Source organism: Streptomyces reniochalinae, assembly GCF_003323735.1.
Taxonomy (GTDB): domain Bacteria; phylum Actinomycetota; class Actinomycetes; order Streptomycetales; family Streptomycetaceae; genus Streptomyces; species Streptomyces reniochalinae.
In genome coordinates, this window is sequence record NZ_QOIM01000041.1 from 120,866 (window position 1) to 136,318 (window position 15,453).

The 15,453-nt window shown below is 71.8% G+C and carries 12 protein-coding genes; 6 read left to right on the plus strand and 6 right to left on the minus strand.

All coding sequences use genetic code 11. The features are described 5' to 3' along the window. Window positions 1–34 precede the first annotated feature (34 nt). The 3 genes from paaI (at window position 35) to DQ392_RS24380 (ending at window position 3,484) form a co-directional block, all read left to right on the plus strand. On the plus strand, window positions 35–487 hold the full coding sequence (gene paaI / locus DQ392_RS24370; RefSeq protein ID WP_114017846.1) for a hydroxyphenylacetyl-CoA thioesterase PaaI: 453 nt from the start codon (window positions 35–37) through the stop codon (window positions 485–487). After that, window positions 484–1,797 carry a phenylacetate--CoA ligase PaaK gene (gene paaK, locus DQ392_RS24375; RefSeq protein ID WP_114017847.1) on the plus strand — a complete coding sequence of 438 codons (1,314 nt, stop codon included), beginning with the start codon at window positions 484–486 and terminating at the stop codon, window positions 1,795–1,797. The genes paaI and paaK overlap by 4 nt, the downstream gene beginning before the upstream one ends. A gap of 82 nt (window positions 1,798–1,879) precedes the next feature. Beyond that, window positions 1,880–3,484: a hypothetical protein gene (locus tag DQ392_RS24380; RefSeq protein ID WP_147266566.1), complete on the plus strand. Its 1,605-nt coding sequence runs from the start codon at window positions 1,880–1,882 to the stop codon at window positions 3,482–3,484. Between the two features lie 111 nt (window positions 3,485–3,595). On the opposite strand, the gene DQ392_RS24385 is transcribed toward DQ392_RS24380, so the two are convergent. Together DQ392_RS24385 and DQ392_RS24390 are read right to left on the minus strand one after the other, a co-directional pair. Continuing rightward, window positions 3,596–4,786: a zinc-dependent alcohol dehydrogenase gene (locus tag DQ392_RS24385; protein WP_114017849.1), complete on the minus strand. Its 1,191-nt coding sequence runs from the start codon at window positions 4,784–4,786 to the stop codon at window positions 3,596–3,598. Between the two features lie 61 nt (window positions 4,787–4,847). Further along, window positions 4,848–5,768 carry an SDR family NAD(P)-dependent oxidoreductase gene (locus tag DQ392_RS24390; protein WP_114017850.1) on the minus strand — a complete coding sequence of 307 codons (921 nt, stop codon included), beginning with the start codon at window positions 5,766–5,768 and terminating at the stop codon, window positions 4,848–4,850. Window positions 5,769–5,937: 169 nt separating this feature from the next. On the opposite strand from DQ392_RS24390, the gene DQ392_RS24395 reads away from it, so the two are divergent. Together DQ392_RS24395 and DQ392_RS24400 are read left to right on the plus strand one after the other, a co-directional pair. Beyond that, on the plus strand, window positions 5,938–6,909 hold the full coding sequence (locus DQ392_RS24395; protein WP_114017851.1) for a TIGR03557 family F420-dependent LLM class oxidoreductase: 972 nt from the start codon (window positions 5,938–5,940) through the stop codon (window positions 6,907–6,909). A gap of 154 nt (window positions 6,910–7,063) precedes the next feature. Then, a complete protein-coding gene (locus DQ392_RS24400) occupies window positions 7,064–7,471 on the plus strand; it encodes a RidA family protein (protein ID WP_114017852.1) in 408 nt (135 codons plus the stop codon). Window positions 7,472–7,533: 62 nt separating this feature from the next. Here DQ392_RS24400 and DQ392_RS24405 read toward each other — a convergent pair whose 3' ends face one another. Both DQ392_RS24405 and DQ392_RS24410 read right to left on the minus strand, forming a co-directional pair. After that, entirely contained in the window at window positions 7,534–8,793 is a 1,260-nt protein-coding gene (locus tag DQ392_RS24405) for a DUF1266 domain-containing protein (RefSeq protein WP_114017853.1), read from the minus strand. 369 nt (window positions 8,794–9,162) lie between these two features. Then, a complete protein-coding gene (locus DQ392_RS24410; RefSeq protein ID WP_114017854.1) occupies window positions 9,163–10,074 on the minus strand; it encodes a phage holin family protein in 912 nt (303 codons plus the stop codon). A 164-nt stretch (window positions 10,075–10,238) separates the two neighbouring features. Between DQ392_RS24410 and DQ392_RS24415 the strand changes: the two genes are divergently transcribed. Next, complete coding sequence (locus DQ392_RS24415; RefSeq protein WP_114017855.1) at window positions 10,239–10,778, plus strand: TerD family protein; 540 nt, start codon at window positions 10,239–10,241, stop codon at window positions 10,776–10,778. A gap of 106 nt (window positions 10,779–10,884) precedes the next feature. Here the strand turns inward: DQ392_RS24415 and DQ392_RS24420 are convergent, their stop codons facing one another. Both DQ392_RS24420 and DQ392_RS24425 read right to left on the minus strand, forming a co-directional pair. Beyond that, window positions 10,885–12,858 carry an OmpL47-type beta-barrel domain-containing protein gene (locus DQ392_RS24420; RefSeq protein ID WP_114017856.1) on the minus strand — a complete coding sequence of 658 codons (1,974 nt, stop codon included), beginning with the start codon at window positions 12,856–12,858 and terminating at the stop codon, window positions 10,885–10,887. Beyond that, window positions 12,855–15,347 (minus strand): ThuA domain-containing protein, encoded by a 2,493-nt coding sequence (locus DQ392_RS24425; RefSeq protein ID WP_114017857.1) that lies wholly within the window; start codon window positions 15,345–15,347, stop codon window positions 12,855–12,857. Before DQ392_RS24425 ends, DQ392_RS24420 begins: the two co-directional genes overlap by 4 nt. Between the last annotated feature and the right edge of the window lie 106 nt (window positions 15,348–15,453).

A 15,453-nucleotide genomic window follows, 5' to 3' on the forward strand; every position in this document is an offset into this window, starting at 1 on the left:
CCGGCGTGCGCCACTGCGTTACTGACCGCACCGAATGATCGGTCGGCGCGAAAGCGGGAGGTCAGACGTGGGGAGTGGCCCCGTGGAGGCGATGCTGGAGGCCGACAGGGCCTCGGCCGCGCTCGGGATCGAACTGGTCGACAAGGGTGCCGGGACGGCCACCTGCCGCATGACGGTGACCGGCGGGATGGTCAACGGGCACGGCACCGCGCACGGCGGCTACGTCTTCCTGTTGGCGGACACGGCGTTCGCCTGCGCCTGCAACAGCCACGGTCCGGTCACCGTCGCCGCGGGGGCGGACATCTCGTTCGTGTCGCCCGCGTGGGAGGGCGACGAGTTGCGGGCGGTCGCCCAGGAGCGCACGCGGTACGGCCGCAGCGGCCTCTACGACGTGACGGTGCTGCGCGGAGAGCGCGAGGTCGTCGCGGAGTTCCGGGGCCGCAGCCGTACGGCGACGCCCGTCAAACGGGGGGAGGCCCCCGCGTGACGGACCGTCTTCCCGACCCGGGCGAGCACCTGACCCGCACCGAGCTGGAGGCCCTCCAGCTCGAACGGCTCCAGGCGACACTGCGGCACGCGTACGAGGATGTCGAGCTGTACCGCAAGAAGTTCGACGCCGCTGGGGTCCGCCCCGAGGACTGCCGTTCGCTCGCCGATCTGGCGCAGTTCCCGTTCACCACGAAGGCGGACCTGCGCGAGTCGTACCCCTTCGGCATGTTCGGCGTGCCGATGGAGGACGTGCGGCGGCTGCACGCCTCCAGTGGCTCGACGGGGCGCCCGACGGTCGTCGGCTACACGCAGCGGGACCTCGACACATGGGCGGACCTGGTGGCGCGGTGCATCCGTGCGGCGGGCGGGCGCCCGGGGGACAAGGTGCACGTCTCCTACGGGTACGGGCTGTTCACCGGAGGGCTGGGGGCGCACTACGGGGCAGAGCGCGCCGGATGCACGGTGATCCCCGCGTCCGGCGGGATGACGGCACGGCAGGTGCAGCTCATCCAGGACTTCCGCCCTGACATCATCATGGTGACGCCGACGTACATGCTCACGCTGCTGGACGAGTTCGAGCGCCAGGGCATCGACCCGCGTACGACGTCGCTGCGGGTGGGCATCTTCGGCGCGGAGCCGTGGACGGAGGCGATGCGCCGGGAGATCGAGGAGCGGTTCGCGCTGGATGCCGTGGACATCTACGGGCTGTCGGAGGTGATGGGTCCCGGCGTCGCCCAGGAGTGCGTCGAGACCAAGGACGGGCTGCACCTGTGGGAGGACCACGTCTACCCGGAGCTCGTCGACCCGCTGGGGGAGGAGCCGTGCGGCGGTGACGGCGAGCGCGGCGAACTGGTGCTGACGACGCTCACCAAGGAGGCGCTGCCCGTCATCCGGTACCGGACCAGGGACCTGACGCGGCTGCTGCCGGGCACGGCGCGGCCCGCCTTCCGGCGGATGGAGAAGGTCACAGGGCGCAGCGACGACATGATCATCCTGCGCGGTGTCAACGTCTTCCCCAGCCAGATCGAGGAGATCGTGCTGGGGCTGCCCGCGCTGGCCCCGCACTTCCAGCTCCTGCTCACCAGGCAGGAGCGGATGGACCACCTCAGCGTGCTGGTCGAGGCGCGGGCGGACGCGACGGGTCCCGAACGCGAGGCGGCCCGCGCAGCGCTCGTACGGGGCGTCAAGGACGGGGTCGGAGTGAGCGTCGAGGCGCGGGTGGTGGACCCGGAGACGGTCGAGCGCTCGGTCGGCAAGTTCCGCCGCGTCCGCGACCTGCGTCCCCAGGGGGCGGGCGTCCCGGTGTAGCGGCCGCCGGCCTGCGCAGCACCGCCGACCCGTTCGCCATCCTGGGAGCGCGGCAGGAGAGAAGTGCCGGTTTACTGCCGGTATGAGCGTCCTTCCCGGCCATGCCCGTCCCAAGCGACGGTTCGTCCTGCCCACACGTGCCCGCAGACACCGGGTGGGGGCGCGGTCCTTCCATCAGGTGGAGGACACCCTCACCCGGGACTCGGCCACCGGCGGCGTGCCGGAGGACAACGAGGCGGGCGTCATCGGCTGGGGCACCTCCTGGCGGATGCAGGGCTACCTGCTGATGGCCGAGCGGACGGGCAACCCCGTCTACGCCACCCGTCTCGCCGAGCTCATCGACCACGTGCTGGCCGCGCGCGACGAGGTGCGCGGGGTCGCCGACCACGGTGGGGTCTCCGCCCCCGTGTGGAGTACGGCGACCAAGTTCACCGCCGCCACCGCGAGCGTGCCCGACGAGGCGGGCGAGATCGCGCTGGAGGTGACCGTCTGCCCTCCGCGCGCGCTGGACGCACGGGTGACGGTGCGGCCCGAGGGGGACGAGGGCCGCTTCACCCTCACGGTGGCCGGGCAGGGACGGCAGACGTTCACGGTCGAGGGCCTGAGCCTCGACCCGGCCGACGAGCGCCGCGCGGACCGCGTGCTCTACGCGGCCTACGAGCAGCGCAGCGCGGTCACCGGGCGGCTCGTCGCCGAGGGCGAGCGGTCCGGAGGGCGGCTGCGGACCGGGCTGCGCCCCGATGCCGCCCCGCCACGACGGGTGCAGCCCGGCACCTACCCCGTCCGGCCCGCACGGGTCGCCCTCGCGGCACAGACGGGCATGATCACCTACCCCATCGCCGGACTCGTCAGGCTGGCCCGCCAGGACCCCTCCCACAAGGCTGTACCGCCGTCCGTACGGGCACGTCTCGACGGCTATCTCGACGCCGTTCTGCGGGCCGTGCAGGCGCACGACCACCAGTGGCAGTCCGCGTCCGGACGGCGCGGCTGCTACCGGTGGCTGCCCGAGGAGCCGGTCTCCTTCGCGGGCGCGGAACTCCCGACGAACGAGTTCCTGGCGATGGGCCGGACTTTCGTGCACCTCGCCGCGCTCACGGGCGACGAGGAGCACGCGGAACGGGCCGCCGCCATGGCCCACTCCCTCCGCGCCGACCTGGTACGGCGCGAAGGGCGGCAGGAGGGTGCCGCGACGTGGCCCTACTGGCCCGCCTTCGGGCGGGTGCACTGCGGCTGGACGGCCACCGGCAGCCCGGAAACGGACGGTTCCGCCTACCGCCCCGCCTACGCGCCCGTCACCGCTCCGGAGGACGTCACCCACGCCCTCATCGACCTGGACTTCCTGCACCTCTACCACAGCCAGCCGGCAGGGCTGCTGCCGCCGGTCTTCGACGACGGCGACCTGCGGTCCGTGGCGGCGACCTTCACCCGCCACGTCGTGGAGCGGGAAGGCGGCACGGACGGCGGCTCCGGGCGCCCCCGCGTGCGCCCGCGCATGCGGCACGACGTCAGCGGCGGCGGCAAGCCCGGCACCGATCGCGAACAGGCCCACGTCGCCGCGTGGCTGCCGCTGCGGGGCTGGTCGGACGAGGTGGCCGATCTTGTTCACGCCATCCATCCGCCGACCCCACCGCCGCCGGTGATGGGGGTCGACACGTACTGCGCGGCGTTGTTGGCCCGCTGGGCGTGAGCCTCGCGGGGACTTGCCGATAACCCGATAACGGGGTGCCACTGGTCGCCGTGTGCGGCCTGCGGGTCGGCTGTGGCTCGTCGCGCAGTTCCCCGCGCCCCTGCGGAGCGCCTAGGCAGCGGACGGTTTGAGTACCGTCTTGACCATGCCGTCCTCCTTGCGCTGGAAGGTGCCGTAGGCTTCGGGCGCCTTCTCCAGCGGCAGGGTGTGGGTGGCGAAGGTGTCCACACCCAGCGGGTCCTCGTCGGTGAGGAGCGGCAGGATGTCGTCCACCCAGTGGTGCACGTTCGCCTGTCCCATGCGCAGCTGGATCTGCTTGTCGAACAGCTTGAGCATCGGCAGCGGGTCGGCCGCGCCCCCGTAGACGCCCGAGAGGGACACCGTGCCGCCACGGCGCACCACGTCGAAGGCCGCGTTGAGCGCCGCCAGCCGGTCCACACCGACGCGCTGCATCATCTTCTGGCCCAGCGCCTCCGGCAGCAGCCCCACCGCCTGGTGCGCCGCCTTGGCGACCGGAGCGCCGTGCGCCTCCATGCCGACCGCGTCGATCGCGGCGTCCGTGCCCCGGCCGTCCGTCAGCTCCCGTACGGCGGCCCCGATGTCGTCGTGTTCCCGCAGGTCGAGCGTGTGCACGCCGCGCAGCCGCGCCCGCTTCAGACGCTCGGGCACCAGGTCGACGCCGATGACCTGGCCCGCGCCCTGGTGCAGCGCGATCCGGCACGCCATGTCACCGATCGGGCCGAGGCCCAGCACGGTCACGCTGCCGCCGGCGGGGATGTCCGCGTAGGCCACGGCCTGCCAGGCGGTCGGCAGCACGTCGGACAGGTACACGTAGCGCTCGTCCGGCGGCCCGTCGGGCACCTTGATGGGCAGGTGGTTGCCGAACGGCACCCGCAGGAACTCCGCCTGCCCGCCCGGCACCTGGCCGTAGAGCTTGCTGTACCCGAACAGGGAAGCGCCCGTGCCGTACTCGCGCACCTGCGTGGTCTCGCACTGGGACTGGAGCCCCTGCTCGCACATCCAGCAGGTGCCGCAGTTGACGTTGAACGGCATGACGACCCGGTCGCCGGGGGACAGCGCCGCGACCTCCGGGCCGACCTCCTCGACCACGCCCATGGTCTCGTGCCCGAGCACGTCACCCTGGTCCAGGAACGGTCCCAGCACCTCGTACAGGTGCAGGTCGGAACCGCAGATCCCACTCGTCGTGACGCGGACGAGGACGTCGTCCGGCTGGGTGATCTCCGGATCGGGGACGGTCTCCACGCTGACGTTGCGCTTGCCTTGGTAGGTGAGGGCCCTCATCACGTCTCCTCGGATCGCGGGCGGTACCGCTTCGGCCGCGGCCCGGCCCGACGGGTGGCTTTCAGGTCTGGTTGAGGCGGCGCGCCGCCCGGTCGTTGAGTGCGCTGACGGTGGACTGCCAGCGGGAGCGCCCCTTCCGTCCGGAGGGCTGCGGCCCCGGCATCAGCCGGGCCACCAGCTCGTTGGTGCGGGTCACCAGCGTCGGAGCCACGCCGTACGCCTTCGCGCCGAGCTGCGCCGCAGGGGTGAGCACCACCCGGGTCCGCCGCTGTTCGACGGCGTGCACGATGCGCTCGGCGGCGCGCAGCGCGTCCATGGACAGCCCCGGCAGGCCCGCGAGCGTGGCGAACCAGGCGTACTCCTTGCCCTTGTCACCGGCGAGCTCCACCTGGTCGTGGGATCCCGTCCGCATCAGACCCGGGTGGACGCCGGTGACGCTGACGCCGTCCTCGGCCACTTCGGCCCGCAGCCCCTCGGCGAGCGCGGCGACCGCCGACTTCGCACACGAGTACGGCAGCAGATGCGGAACCGGCAGCAGCCCGCCCACCGAGCCGATCAGCCCAAGACGGCCGCCCGCCGGGCTCTCCCGCAGCTGCGGCAGCGCCTCCATGGAGGTGTGCAGCGCACCGAAGAACATCGTGTCCATGGCGCTGCGGAACGCCTCGGTGCCCGCCTCCTGAGCGGGCCCCACCTGGATGGTCCCGGCGTTCGCCAGGACCACGTCGAGGCCCCGCTGGTTTTCGGCGGTCCGCTCCACCAGCGTGCGGACGGCTTCCCGGTCGGTGACGTCGCACACCCGTCCGGTCACCGTGTTGTCGCGTGTTCTGCGGCGCAGCAGGCCGACCGCGTGGTCGAGCTCCTCCTGGTCGCGGGCCGCGACGGTGACGTCGCAGCGCCGCTCGACGCACTGCCGGGCCAGCAGCAGCCCCAGCCCCCTGGAGCCGCCTGTCACCAGCACCGACAGATCCGAGAGTGCGTCCATCGACTGCCTCCTCAACGACGGGGGGCTCAGGTGAGCCGTCGGTATCCGGCGGTTCCCCTCATCGGCCGAGTCACACCCGCGTCCACCCGCGTCCACCCGCAGGACAGTGCGCATGCGCGTCAGGCCCAGGAGGTACCCGTGAGACGAGAGCGACCAAGGAGCAGCACACATGCAGATCGGTTACAAGCTCGCGACCGAGCAGTACGGGCCCCAGGAACTGATCCGACAGGCCATCGCCGCCGAGGCCGCCGGATTCGACTTCGTCGAGATGAGCGACCACTACCACCCGTGGCTGAACGAACAGGGCCACTCCGCCTTCACCTGGAGCGTGCTCGGCGCCATCGCGGCCAAGACCGAGCGCATCGGCCTGGTCACCGGCGTGACCTGCCCCAGCATGCGCTACCACCCCGCGATCGTCGCCCAGGCCGCCGCCACCATGGCGCTCATCTCCGAGGGCCGCTTCGTCCTCGGCGTCGGCTCCGGCGAGCGCCTCAACGAACACGTCACAGGACGCGGCTGGCCCGCGGTCTCCGAACGGCACACCATGTTCCGCGAGGCTCTGGAGATCATCCGGCTGCTGTGGCAGGGCGGCTACCGCTCCTACGAGGGCACCTACCTGCGGCTTGAGGACGCCCGCGTCTTCGACCTGCCGCCCGAGCAGCCGATGATCGCCGTCGCCGCCAGCGGTGCCGCCTCCTCCAGGATCGCCGCCGAACTCGGCGACGCCCTCTTCGCCACCGAGGAGAAACCCGAGATCGTCCGCCACTACCGCGAGGCCGGCGGCACGGGGCCGGGCTACGCCGAGGTGCCGGTGGCGTTCGCCGGGAACGAGAGCGAGGGCGCCCAGTCGGCCCTCACCTACTTCCGCTGGGCGCTCAGCGGCTGGAAGGTGATGAGCGAGCTGCCCAACCCGGTCAACTTCGAGGCCGCCACCGCGCAGGTCCGCGAGGAGGACATCCGCGAGCGCTTCGCCTGCGGCAACGACCCGTCGCGCTACCTGGAGGTCGCGAAGCCCTTCGCGGACGCCGGGTTCGACCGCCTGGTCCTGATGAACGCGGGCCCCGACCCGCGGGCCTTCCTCGACTTCTGCGACGCCGAACTGATCAGCCGCCTCAGGGAGCTGAAGCCCGCGAAGAGCTGACGCCCGTGCGGAGCCGCCCCTGTGGGGGAGCCGACCCCTGCGGGGGGGGCTGACGCCCGTGTGGAGGTGCCGGCCGTGAAATTCCGTTGCGGCCACGGCGGCCATGGACTGAGCTGTGCGCGCATCCCTGTCGAGCCCCTGTACGAGGAGCACCATGCCGCGCGCCGTCAGCCTCATCCGCTCCAGCACCCTGTCCGACGTGGCCGAGTACGCCTACGCGGCGACGGCACCCGCCAAGGCCCGCCTCGTCTTCCTCGCCGGTGCCTGCCCGCTGGACGCAGAAGGGGCCGTCACCCCGCTCGGCGACCATGCGGGCCAGGCCGCCACGGCGGTGGGCAACCTGCGCACCGCGCTGCGGGCGGCAGGCGCGGGGCTGGAGGACCTGATCAGCACCCGGGTCCTGGTGGCCTCAAGCCGCCAGGAGGATTTGGTGGCCGCCTGGGAGGTCTACCGGGACGCCATGGGCGCGCACGACGTCCCCTCCACGCTGATGGGCGTCACCGTCCTCGGCTACACCGGCCAACTGGTCGAGATCGAGGCGGTGGCGGCCGTCCTCGACTGACGGGCAGCCGCTGACGGGGCGCGCCGCGCGCCTGACCGGCAGTCGCCTGACCGGCAGTCGTCTCAACTCGTCGGCAACTGGAAGGGCACCGTGTTCCACGGGCTGCGCGGCGCCCGCGTCAGAGCATGGTGGGCCTCCAGGACGGAGGTGTACCAGTCGCCGAAGTGCTCGTCGTCGAAGTGCAGGCAGCGCCCCATCACATACGCGGCGGAGAACTCGGCCCACGACGTGTACGTGCCGCGCACGCCCGCGCTCACCCGCTGGAGCGCGTCGTACATCTCCGCGCGCGTCGCGTAGCGGGCGCCGCGGCCCCAGCGGGCCATCTTCGAGCCCCGCCCCAGATCCCACGCGGCGATGGTGCGGACGGTCTCGTCGGGTCCGAGCAGCCCGTCGGCGCGGAAGCGCGCCTCGTAGCGGAGGATCTTGCCGACCATCTCCCGCATGTCGGCGATGAACGTCTCGAACTCCGCCCCCTCGGGCGCCTCGACGACGCGCCGCAACGTGCTCTCCACGCAGTCCCGCCACAGCCCCGCGTCCACCGGACCGCGGTCCCCGTGCTCCTTGCGCAGCGCCAGCCGCGCCCCCAGCACGAAGTCCCAGTACCAGGGGCTGACCTCGCACTCCAGCAACCGCTGCTGGATCTCCAGCCAGTCCTCGCGGTCACCGACATCCCAGAAGTCTTCCAGGCGTTCGACCTCGCTGCTGTAGCCGGCGCCGTGCCAGTCCAGGGTGTTCCACGGATCACCGTTGTAGTAGCACAGGTGCGCACCGCAGGCCAGGCCGTGCAGCAGCGGCCCGGACCCGGGCGCACCGGTGAAGCGCGTGACGACACGGTTGAGCAGGCCCTCCGGATCGAACAGCTCCTCGTGCAGGTCCGACCACACCTCCCGCTCCTCGTCGTCCACCTGGAACATCACCTGGCAGGGTGTCGCCGCGTTGACCACCAGCACGTCCACCTCGGGCGGCACGACGTCCGCCAGGGTGCCCAGGGTGATGAACTCGTAGACCACGTAGGGGTGCGGAGGGGGTAGCACCCCGTCGGTGTAGACCTGCGTCATCGTGCGCACCACCCCGTCGGAGCCGGTGACCTCGCTGGTCCACAGCCGCCGCTCGCCGGGCGCGCGGGTGGTCTGCTCGATCGGCATCGGGTGGTACACACCGTGGTGCGCGAGGGCACGCAGATAGGTGTAACTCTCGTCGACCGCGGTCAGCTTGTAGAGCCGCCGCTCCAGATCGGCCGGTGCCTGCCAGTGACCGCCGCCCTCGTTCTCGACGACGGGGAAGATGTCCTCGTGATCGTCCTGCTCGCCTACCGCGTACACCCCTCGCCCCGTTCCGGCCCCGCGCCCTCGCCCCGTTCCGGCCCCGCGCCGTGCCGAGGCCCCGTGCATGATCCAGTCGATCACGCTACCGCCCGTGCGGGGCCCGGTGGAGACGGGGTGGAGACGACCGGTGGACCGCCACGCGACCGTGGCGGCGCGTCCGGGTGACGGCGTCAACCGCCCCTCACGGCCACACCCGTCGGGTGCCCGGCACCTGCGCACCGGGGCATCGCCCGGGCCGCGCCCCGGCGAAGGCGCCGGGGGCGCAGCCGTGAGAGCCGTGCCCGGCGTGTGGTGACGGGAGCGGCGTGCGGGGGCGCCGGACGCGCGGACGGGGGCGAGCAGCGCGTCGGGCGCCGATGCGGCCGGCTACGTCCTCCCGGTGTCCGACCCGGGCCCGGAGCCGGACCGCGGGCGGGGACGTGGGCGGCGGCCCTTCGCGGCCCCGGAAGGCGTCGGTGCGCCGGTCTCGTGCGGGTTCCGTGCCGCGGCCGGCGGGGGCGTGGCCGGCGGTGTCGTCGGCGGCAGCGGCACCGAGGCGGGCGCACCACCGGGCTGCGCGGGCGGACCCTGCGGCGGCGGAGGCACCCGGGGGCCTTCCTCCGCCGAACCGGGCGCGCCCGCGGGCGGCTTTGTGGCGGAGGGCTCCGTCGAGGGGGATTCCGTGGCGGAGGGCTCCGTCGAGGGGGATTCCGCGGCGGAAGACTCCGGGTCGCACGACTCCGCGGCGGGAGGCTCCGCCGCCGTCGCTCCCGCGCTGCCGGGCACCGCGCTGTCGGGCACCGTGCTGTCGGGTACCGCGCTGTCGGGCACCGTGCTGTCGGGTACCGCGCCGTCGGGCGATGGCACGTGCGCCACGCCCGCAGGGCTGGCGTCCGGCGCCGTGGCCGTGCCCTGGCCCGATCCCGCGGGTGCGGCGCCGAGAGCGGCCGCACCCGGGCGGGCGCGCGTCCCGCCCCGTGCCGCGTTGCGCAACGCCAGCGCGCACGCCGCCAGCAGCGCCGTGACGACCAGGGCGGCCGCCCAGCCGGGCATCACCGACGCCAGCAGCAGTCCGATCGCCACCGCCAGTGCCGCACCCGCGTAGAGGGCGAGGACACCGGCGCCCGTGTTGAGTTTCAGGGCGCGGGTTCCCAGCCTGGCGCGGAACTCGGCGCGCAGGTCGTTCTCCACGGACTCCACCTGCTCGCGTACCAGGCGCGCCACAGAATCGGACAGGTCGCCCGTCGAGGCGGGGCCCGGGACCGCGCCGCTTCTCGGAATCGTCGACTTGGCACTCATGAGGCGGCGGGTACCCCGCACCGAAGGGCTATGCCGCCCGCCTCCCGTCCGCCCGCTTCGGGCGCAAACTCTCCTGAGCCGACCGGCGTTGACGTGGCAAGATGGAACCACCACACGGATCGGCGTACGGCCGCGCGAGGAAGCGGGACGAGGAGGGGTGCACGGTGAGCAGTCTCAACAAGGGCCTCGAAAAGGTGGAGGTCACCCTCAAATGGGACCCCAGTCCCCTGGGGGAGCCGGACCACGACCTGGACATAGTGGCCGGCACCTACACCGCCGATGCCCCGTTCGGTGACCCCGACTACCTAGTCCACTTCGACAGCCGCTCGCCGGACGGCACCATCACGCTGAACCGCGACAGCAAGACCGGGCAGGGCTTCGGATCGGACGAGGTGATGACCCTCGAACTCGACCGGCTCGCGGAGACGTACGTCCGTGTCGTGATCGGCGTCGCCATCCAGCAGGGCGAGGGCCGCAAGACGTTCGGGCAGATCGAGAACACCGCGGTGCAGATCCGCGAGGGGTACGAGGAGCTGTCCGAGAGCGACCTGGCGGGCGTCGAGGGCTCCACCGCCGCCACCGTCGCGGAGTTCGTCCGGGGCGAGTCGGGGGAGTGGCACCACAAGGTCGTGCTGCGCGGCTACGACGGCACTCCGGAGGAGTTCACCGCCCACATGGGCCTCCCGGAGCAGCGCCGGGCATGACGTCCCCCCGGGCGCTGCCCGGGCGCCGCGGGAACGCCCCGGCGGGGCGGAGCACGAAGGGCGGTGGCGGTCGGGTGACCGCCACCGCCCTTCTCGCGCTGTCGGGCTACAGCTCCTTGACGCGGATGTTGCGGTAGGAGATCACATCGGTGGTGCTGTGGACCTGGAGGCCCACGTACCCCGAGGCGTAGCGACGCCCGTCGGTGCCCGGGTCGTCGTCGCGCGGCGGATTGAAGACCTGGCCGCGGTCGTTCTCGAACTCGTTGATCAGCGTGCCGTTGCGGTAGAGCTGGTAGTGCTGGCCGATCACCCGGATCTCGTAGTCGTTCCAGGTGCCCTTCGGCGTCACACCGGCGCCGGCGAGGCCGACGCGGTCGAAGCCGTAGACGGACCCGGTCTTGTACATGTCCCCGTCGGGGCGGTCGAGGATCTGCATCTCGTGCCCGTACTTGATGGCCACCCACTCGGGCCGGGACTCCTCCGGGTGGTCGTGGACGTCGGGGAAGCGGACGAAGACGCCGCCGTTGGCCCGGCCCTCACCCGGCGCGTCGTCGCGGAACTGGAGCTTGAGCGAGAAGTCCCCGTACCGGCGCGTGGGATACCAGAGCATGCCCATGCCCTCGACACTGTCGTCGCTGGTCATGGAGCCGTCCTCGTTCAGCCCGAACTTGCCGCCGCCGACCTGCTCCCAGGCGGCGAACGACTCCTCGCTGCCGTCGAACAGGTCGCGGTAGCCGGTGTTCTGACCCGGCGTGCCGATACCGGAACGCTTGGCGGCCTGGTTGATCAGCTTCCGCTCGCGGGGCACGAGGACGCCCTCGCCGACCAGGTCCTCGGTGACGCCGCGCACGTGCTTGAGGAAGAGGGCCTGGGAGGTCCACTCCTTCTCGTCCTCGATCAGCTCGTTGACGGTGCAGCGGCGCTGCGTCATCCGGTTGGGCACCCCGGTGTCGACGGTGCCGGTGAAGACCGTCTCGCGCTCGTCGTACTCGGGGCAGTTCGGCGCGGGTACGCCGCCGCCCGCCACGACACGGAAGGAGAGCGTGCGCGGCTTTGAGGTGTTGCCCGCCTTGTCGGTGGCCCGGTAGGCGACCGAGTGGTGCCCGGCCCGGTCGACGACCAGCGGATCGCCGTAGGCCAGGTAGGGGGCGCCGTCGAGCGCGTACTCGATCTTCTCGACGCCGGACTTGTCGTCCGTCGCCGACAGCGTCACCGTCGACTTGCCGAGGAAGTCGCCGTCCGAGTTCTTCTTGCCCTCGGCCTTGCCCTCGGTCGTCGGCGGGGTGGTGTCCACGTTCGGAGGCTCGACGACGGTGAAGTCCGCCGTCTTCTCCTCAGCCGCGTTGCCCGCCTTGTCCTCGGCGCGGTAGCGGATCGTGTGTTCGCCCACGTCCGTGACGGTCACCGGCTCGGTGTAGGTCTGGAACTCGCCCTCGTCGAGCGCGTACTCGATGGTGTCGACACCCGAGTCGGCGTCCGAGGCGGTCACGGTGACCGTCGCGGTGCCCAGGTAGTTGCCGTCGGCGTCCTTGTCGCCCTCGACGGTGGCCGAGGTCTGAGGCGGCGTGGTGTCCTCACCCGGCTCCCCGCCGGTCACCACGAGGGTGCCCTGCATCTGCTGATGCCCCGGAATCGTGCAGTGGTACTTGTAGGTGCCCGGGGTGAGGGTGACCTGAGCCGTGTGCTTGCCGCCCTCGGCGTCCGCGGGCGAGGCCAGGATGTTCAGGCTGACGTCCTGGTTGTAGTCGGGATCCGAGGTGACGAACGTGAGCGTGTGCGACATGCCGGTGGTGTTGCCGGTGGCCGCGCTGTTCTCGAACACGATCGTCGCCTCGCCCGCCACGGCCGTCGCCGGAGCCGAGGCGTACTTGGTCATGTCGTCGTCGGCCGTCCAGGTCAGCACCTGGTCCGCCGCCTTCGGGGTGTCGTCGGCGCGTGCCGCCGCGGGCGACGCCTGCCCTTGGCCCCACGCCGTCGCGGAGGTCAGGCCGAGCACCATCAGCAGCGCCGCCAGCACGGCGGTCAGCAGCCTGGCACGCTCCCGTCTATCCCGTCGTCTTCCCAGGGGCCTCGCGCTCATCGGCCCGCTCCCTTCCGCAGCGCAGGTTCGGCCATGTCACCGGGCGCCGGCGTCGGCTCGCCGCCCTTGTAGGTGATCCGCCACAGCGCCGACTTGTCGTCGGAGGTGAAGAAGCCGCGCCCGTAGTCGAGGACGTAGAGCGCGCCGTCCGGGCCGAACTTCCAGCCCATGAGGTTGCGGATGCCGCCCTCGCCGACGGGCACGATCTGATCCAGGCTCTCCGCGTGGGCGGGCAGGGCGCCGGTCTCGCCGCCCTCGGGCATCAGCAGCGCGTGCCGCGGCTGGTCACCGTCGTACAGGTCGCCCACGAACCACTTGCCGTTCCAGTAGGAGGGCCACTTGACCTTCGAGTCGCTGTCGGCGTCGTAGCGGTAGAGCGGGCCGTTCATCGCGGCCTGCCCGCCGCCCTTGAGCCAGTCCAGCCTCAGCTCCTGCTCGTCGAGCTTGTAGCTGGGCACGCCGTTCTCGTCGCGCGGGAAGTCCGGGCCACCGCCCTGGGGCGAGTACCAGATGTTGTTCGGCCTCGCGGGCGGGATGTCGACCAGGCCGTCGTTGTTGGGCGACTCGTTCTTGAGATGGTCGCAGTCGTACCAGCCCAGCGGCTTGCTCGGGTCGGGCAGGTTGCGGTCGCGGTAGGGCTGCTTGTTGCCCATGCAGTACGGCCAGCCCTGGTTGCCCGCCTCGGTGATCTTGGCGAACGTGTCGTACTTGGCCGGGCCCCACGTCTCGCTCGGCTCGGTCGCGTCCGGGCCGACCCACCCCGCGTACAGCGTGTCGGTCTCCTTGTCGACGGAGATCCGCGAGGGGTTGCGCACCCCCATCACATAGATCTCGCCCCGCGTCTTGCCACCGCCCTCGTCCGGCTCCTCGCCGGTGAACAGGTTGCCCTTCGGCAGGGTGTAGGTGCCGTCGTCCTCGGGGTGGATGCGCAGGATCTTGCCGTTGAGGTTGTTGGTGTTGCCGGCGGTGCGGCGCGCGTCCGAGAAGGAGACGCCCTTGAAGTTCGGCTCCGGGTTGTTGCCCGAGTACCCGTCGCTGAACTGCGAGGAGTTGTTGTCGCCCGTGGCGATGTAGAGATTGTCCTTGGAGTCCCACGCCATGCCGCCGCCCGCGTGGCAGCAGCTGTGGATCTGCACCGGCCACTTGAGCAGGACCTTCTCCGAGCCGAGGTCCAGCTTGTCGGTCTCCTGGTCCAGGGTGAAGCGGGAGACGCGGCGCTCGGCCATGTGCGTGTCCCGGTTGATCTCGCTGTGCGGCGTGTAGTGCAGGTAGATCCAGCCGTTCTTCGCGAAGTCCGGGTCCAGCTCGATGCCGAGCAGCCCCTCCTCGTTCTTGACCAGCTCCTCGCCGCCGCCCTTGTTGCCGAAGACCGTCAGCTCGCCCGCGAGGGTGACCTTCTCCGTCTCCGGGTCCCAGACGTGGACCGTGCCCTTCCCCTTGCCGACGTCCGGGTCGTCCCAGTCGGTGACCACGGGCTGCGAGGCGTCCTCGCCGCCACGGCCGATGTAGAAGACCCGTCCGTCCTTCGCCGTGACCAGCCCGTGCGGCTCACCGATCTGATCGTGCTTGCCGGGCTGGTTGGGCTCGGTCACGCGGGTCGCCTCGTAGTTGTCGGAGATCGCCGCCTGGCAGTCGGCGCGGGCCAGCCGCGTCGTCCACATCAGGGCGCCGCGCAGGTGGCTGCGGAAGTCGGTCTCCTGGTAGCTGGAGGCCGTGCCGCCCATGGCGGTGTAGAAGGACCGGCCGCCGTCGTAGTCACGGCACCAGGAGACGGGGTGGTCCCAGCCGCCGCCGTCCTCGCCCGGGTCGTAGCTGTTGGCGCGGACGCGGGCGACCGTGTGGACCTTGCCCGAGGGGTTCTCCTTCCAGTTGAGCCACTTGTCCAGCCGCTTCCACTCGACGGGCAGTCCCTTGGTCGCCGGGTTCTCGCGGTCGCCGATCTCGACCACGGCCCGCTGCGCCGTGGCGGGGCTGTGCTCGGCCGGCCGGGCACCGATCAGCCCGGTGAACCAGTCCGAGTACGGCTCGGCGCGGGCCGCGTCGTGGATGCCGAGGAACCCGCCGCCCGCCTCCATGAAGCTCTCCAGGCCGGCCTCCTGCTCGGGATCGAGCACGTCGCCGTCGCCGGTGAGGAAGACGACGGCGTTGAAGCGGCCCAGCCGCTTGGCGTTGGTGAAGACCGCCGGGTTGTCGGTCGCCGAGATCGTGAAGTGCTCCTGGGCGGGGCCCTGCCCGCCGATCTTCTCGATCGCCTCGATCGCGGCGTTGACGGTGGGCGACTCCTCGCCCGTGGCGCCGTGGAAGACCAGCACGCGGACGTCCTCGCCGCCCGGCGGGCTCGGCAGGGCCAGCTTCTGCGCGGGCGTGTCCGGCGGCGGCCCGGCGAGTGCGGGGCCACTGAGCAGCCCGGCGGCGAGTGTTCCGGCCAGCAGCGCGGCGATCCTTCTGCGCCGGGGTCTGGCCCGCTTTGTATGCGGTTGGTGCCGCATAGGTGATCCACCCCTCTTCTGTCACAGAAACGTGGCAGAAGCTAGACCTCTTTCGGTGGTTCGCCAAGAGCTATGACCACAACTCGACGAACTTTGTCCAGGGTGT

What these genes read in the sequence shown, in the direction of transcription:
- DQ392_RS24425 (WP_114017857.1), bottom strand. Translation starts at nt 15,347, where the DNA reads ATGCGGCACCAACCGCATACAAAGCGGGCCAGACCCCGGCGCAGAAGG.
- DQ392_RS24400 (WP_114017852.1), top strand. Translation starts at nt 7,064, where the DNA reads ATGCCGCGCGCCGTCAGCCTCATCCGCTCCAGCACCCTGTCCGACGTG.
- DQ392_RS24380 (WP_147266566.1), top strand. Translation starts at nt 1,880, where the DNA reads ATGAGCGTCCTTCCCGGCCATGCCCGTCCCAAGCGACGGTTCGTCCTG.
- DQ392_RS24390 (WP_114017850.1), bottom strand. Translation starts at nt 5,768, where the DNA reads ATGGACGCACTCTCGGATCTGTCGGTGCTGGTGACAGGCGGCTCCAGG.
- DQ392_RS24385 (WP_114017849.1), bottom strand. Translation starts at nt 4,786, where the DNA reads ATGAGGGCCCTCACCTACCAAGGCAAGCGCAACGTCAGCGTGGAGACC.
- paaI (WP_114017846.1), top strand. Translation starts at nt 35, where the DNA reads ATGATCGGTCGGCGCGAAAGCGGGAGGTCAGACGTGGGGAGTGGCCCC.
- DQ392_RS24410 (WP_114017854.1), bottom strand. Translation starts at nt 10,074, where the DNA reads ATGAGTGCCAAGTCGACGATTCCGAGAAGCGGCGCGGTCCCGGGCCCC.
- DQ392_RS24420 (WP_114017856.1), bottom strand. Translation starts at nt 12,858, where the DNA reads ATGAGCGCGAGGCCCCTGGGAAGACGACGGGATAGACGGGAGCGTGCC.
- DQ392_RS24395 (WP_114017851.1), top strand. Translation starts at nt 5,938, where the DNA reads ATGCAGATCGGTTACAAGCTCGCGACCGAGCAGTACGGGCCCCAGGAA.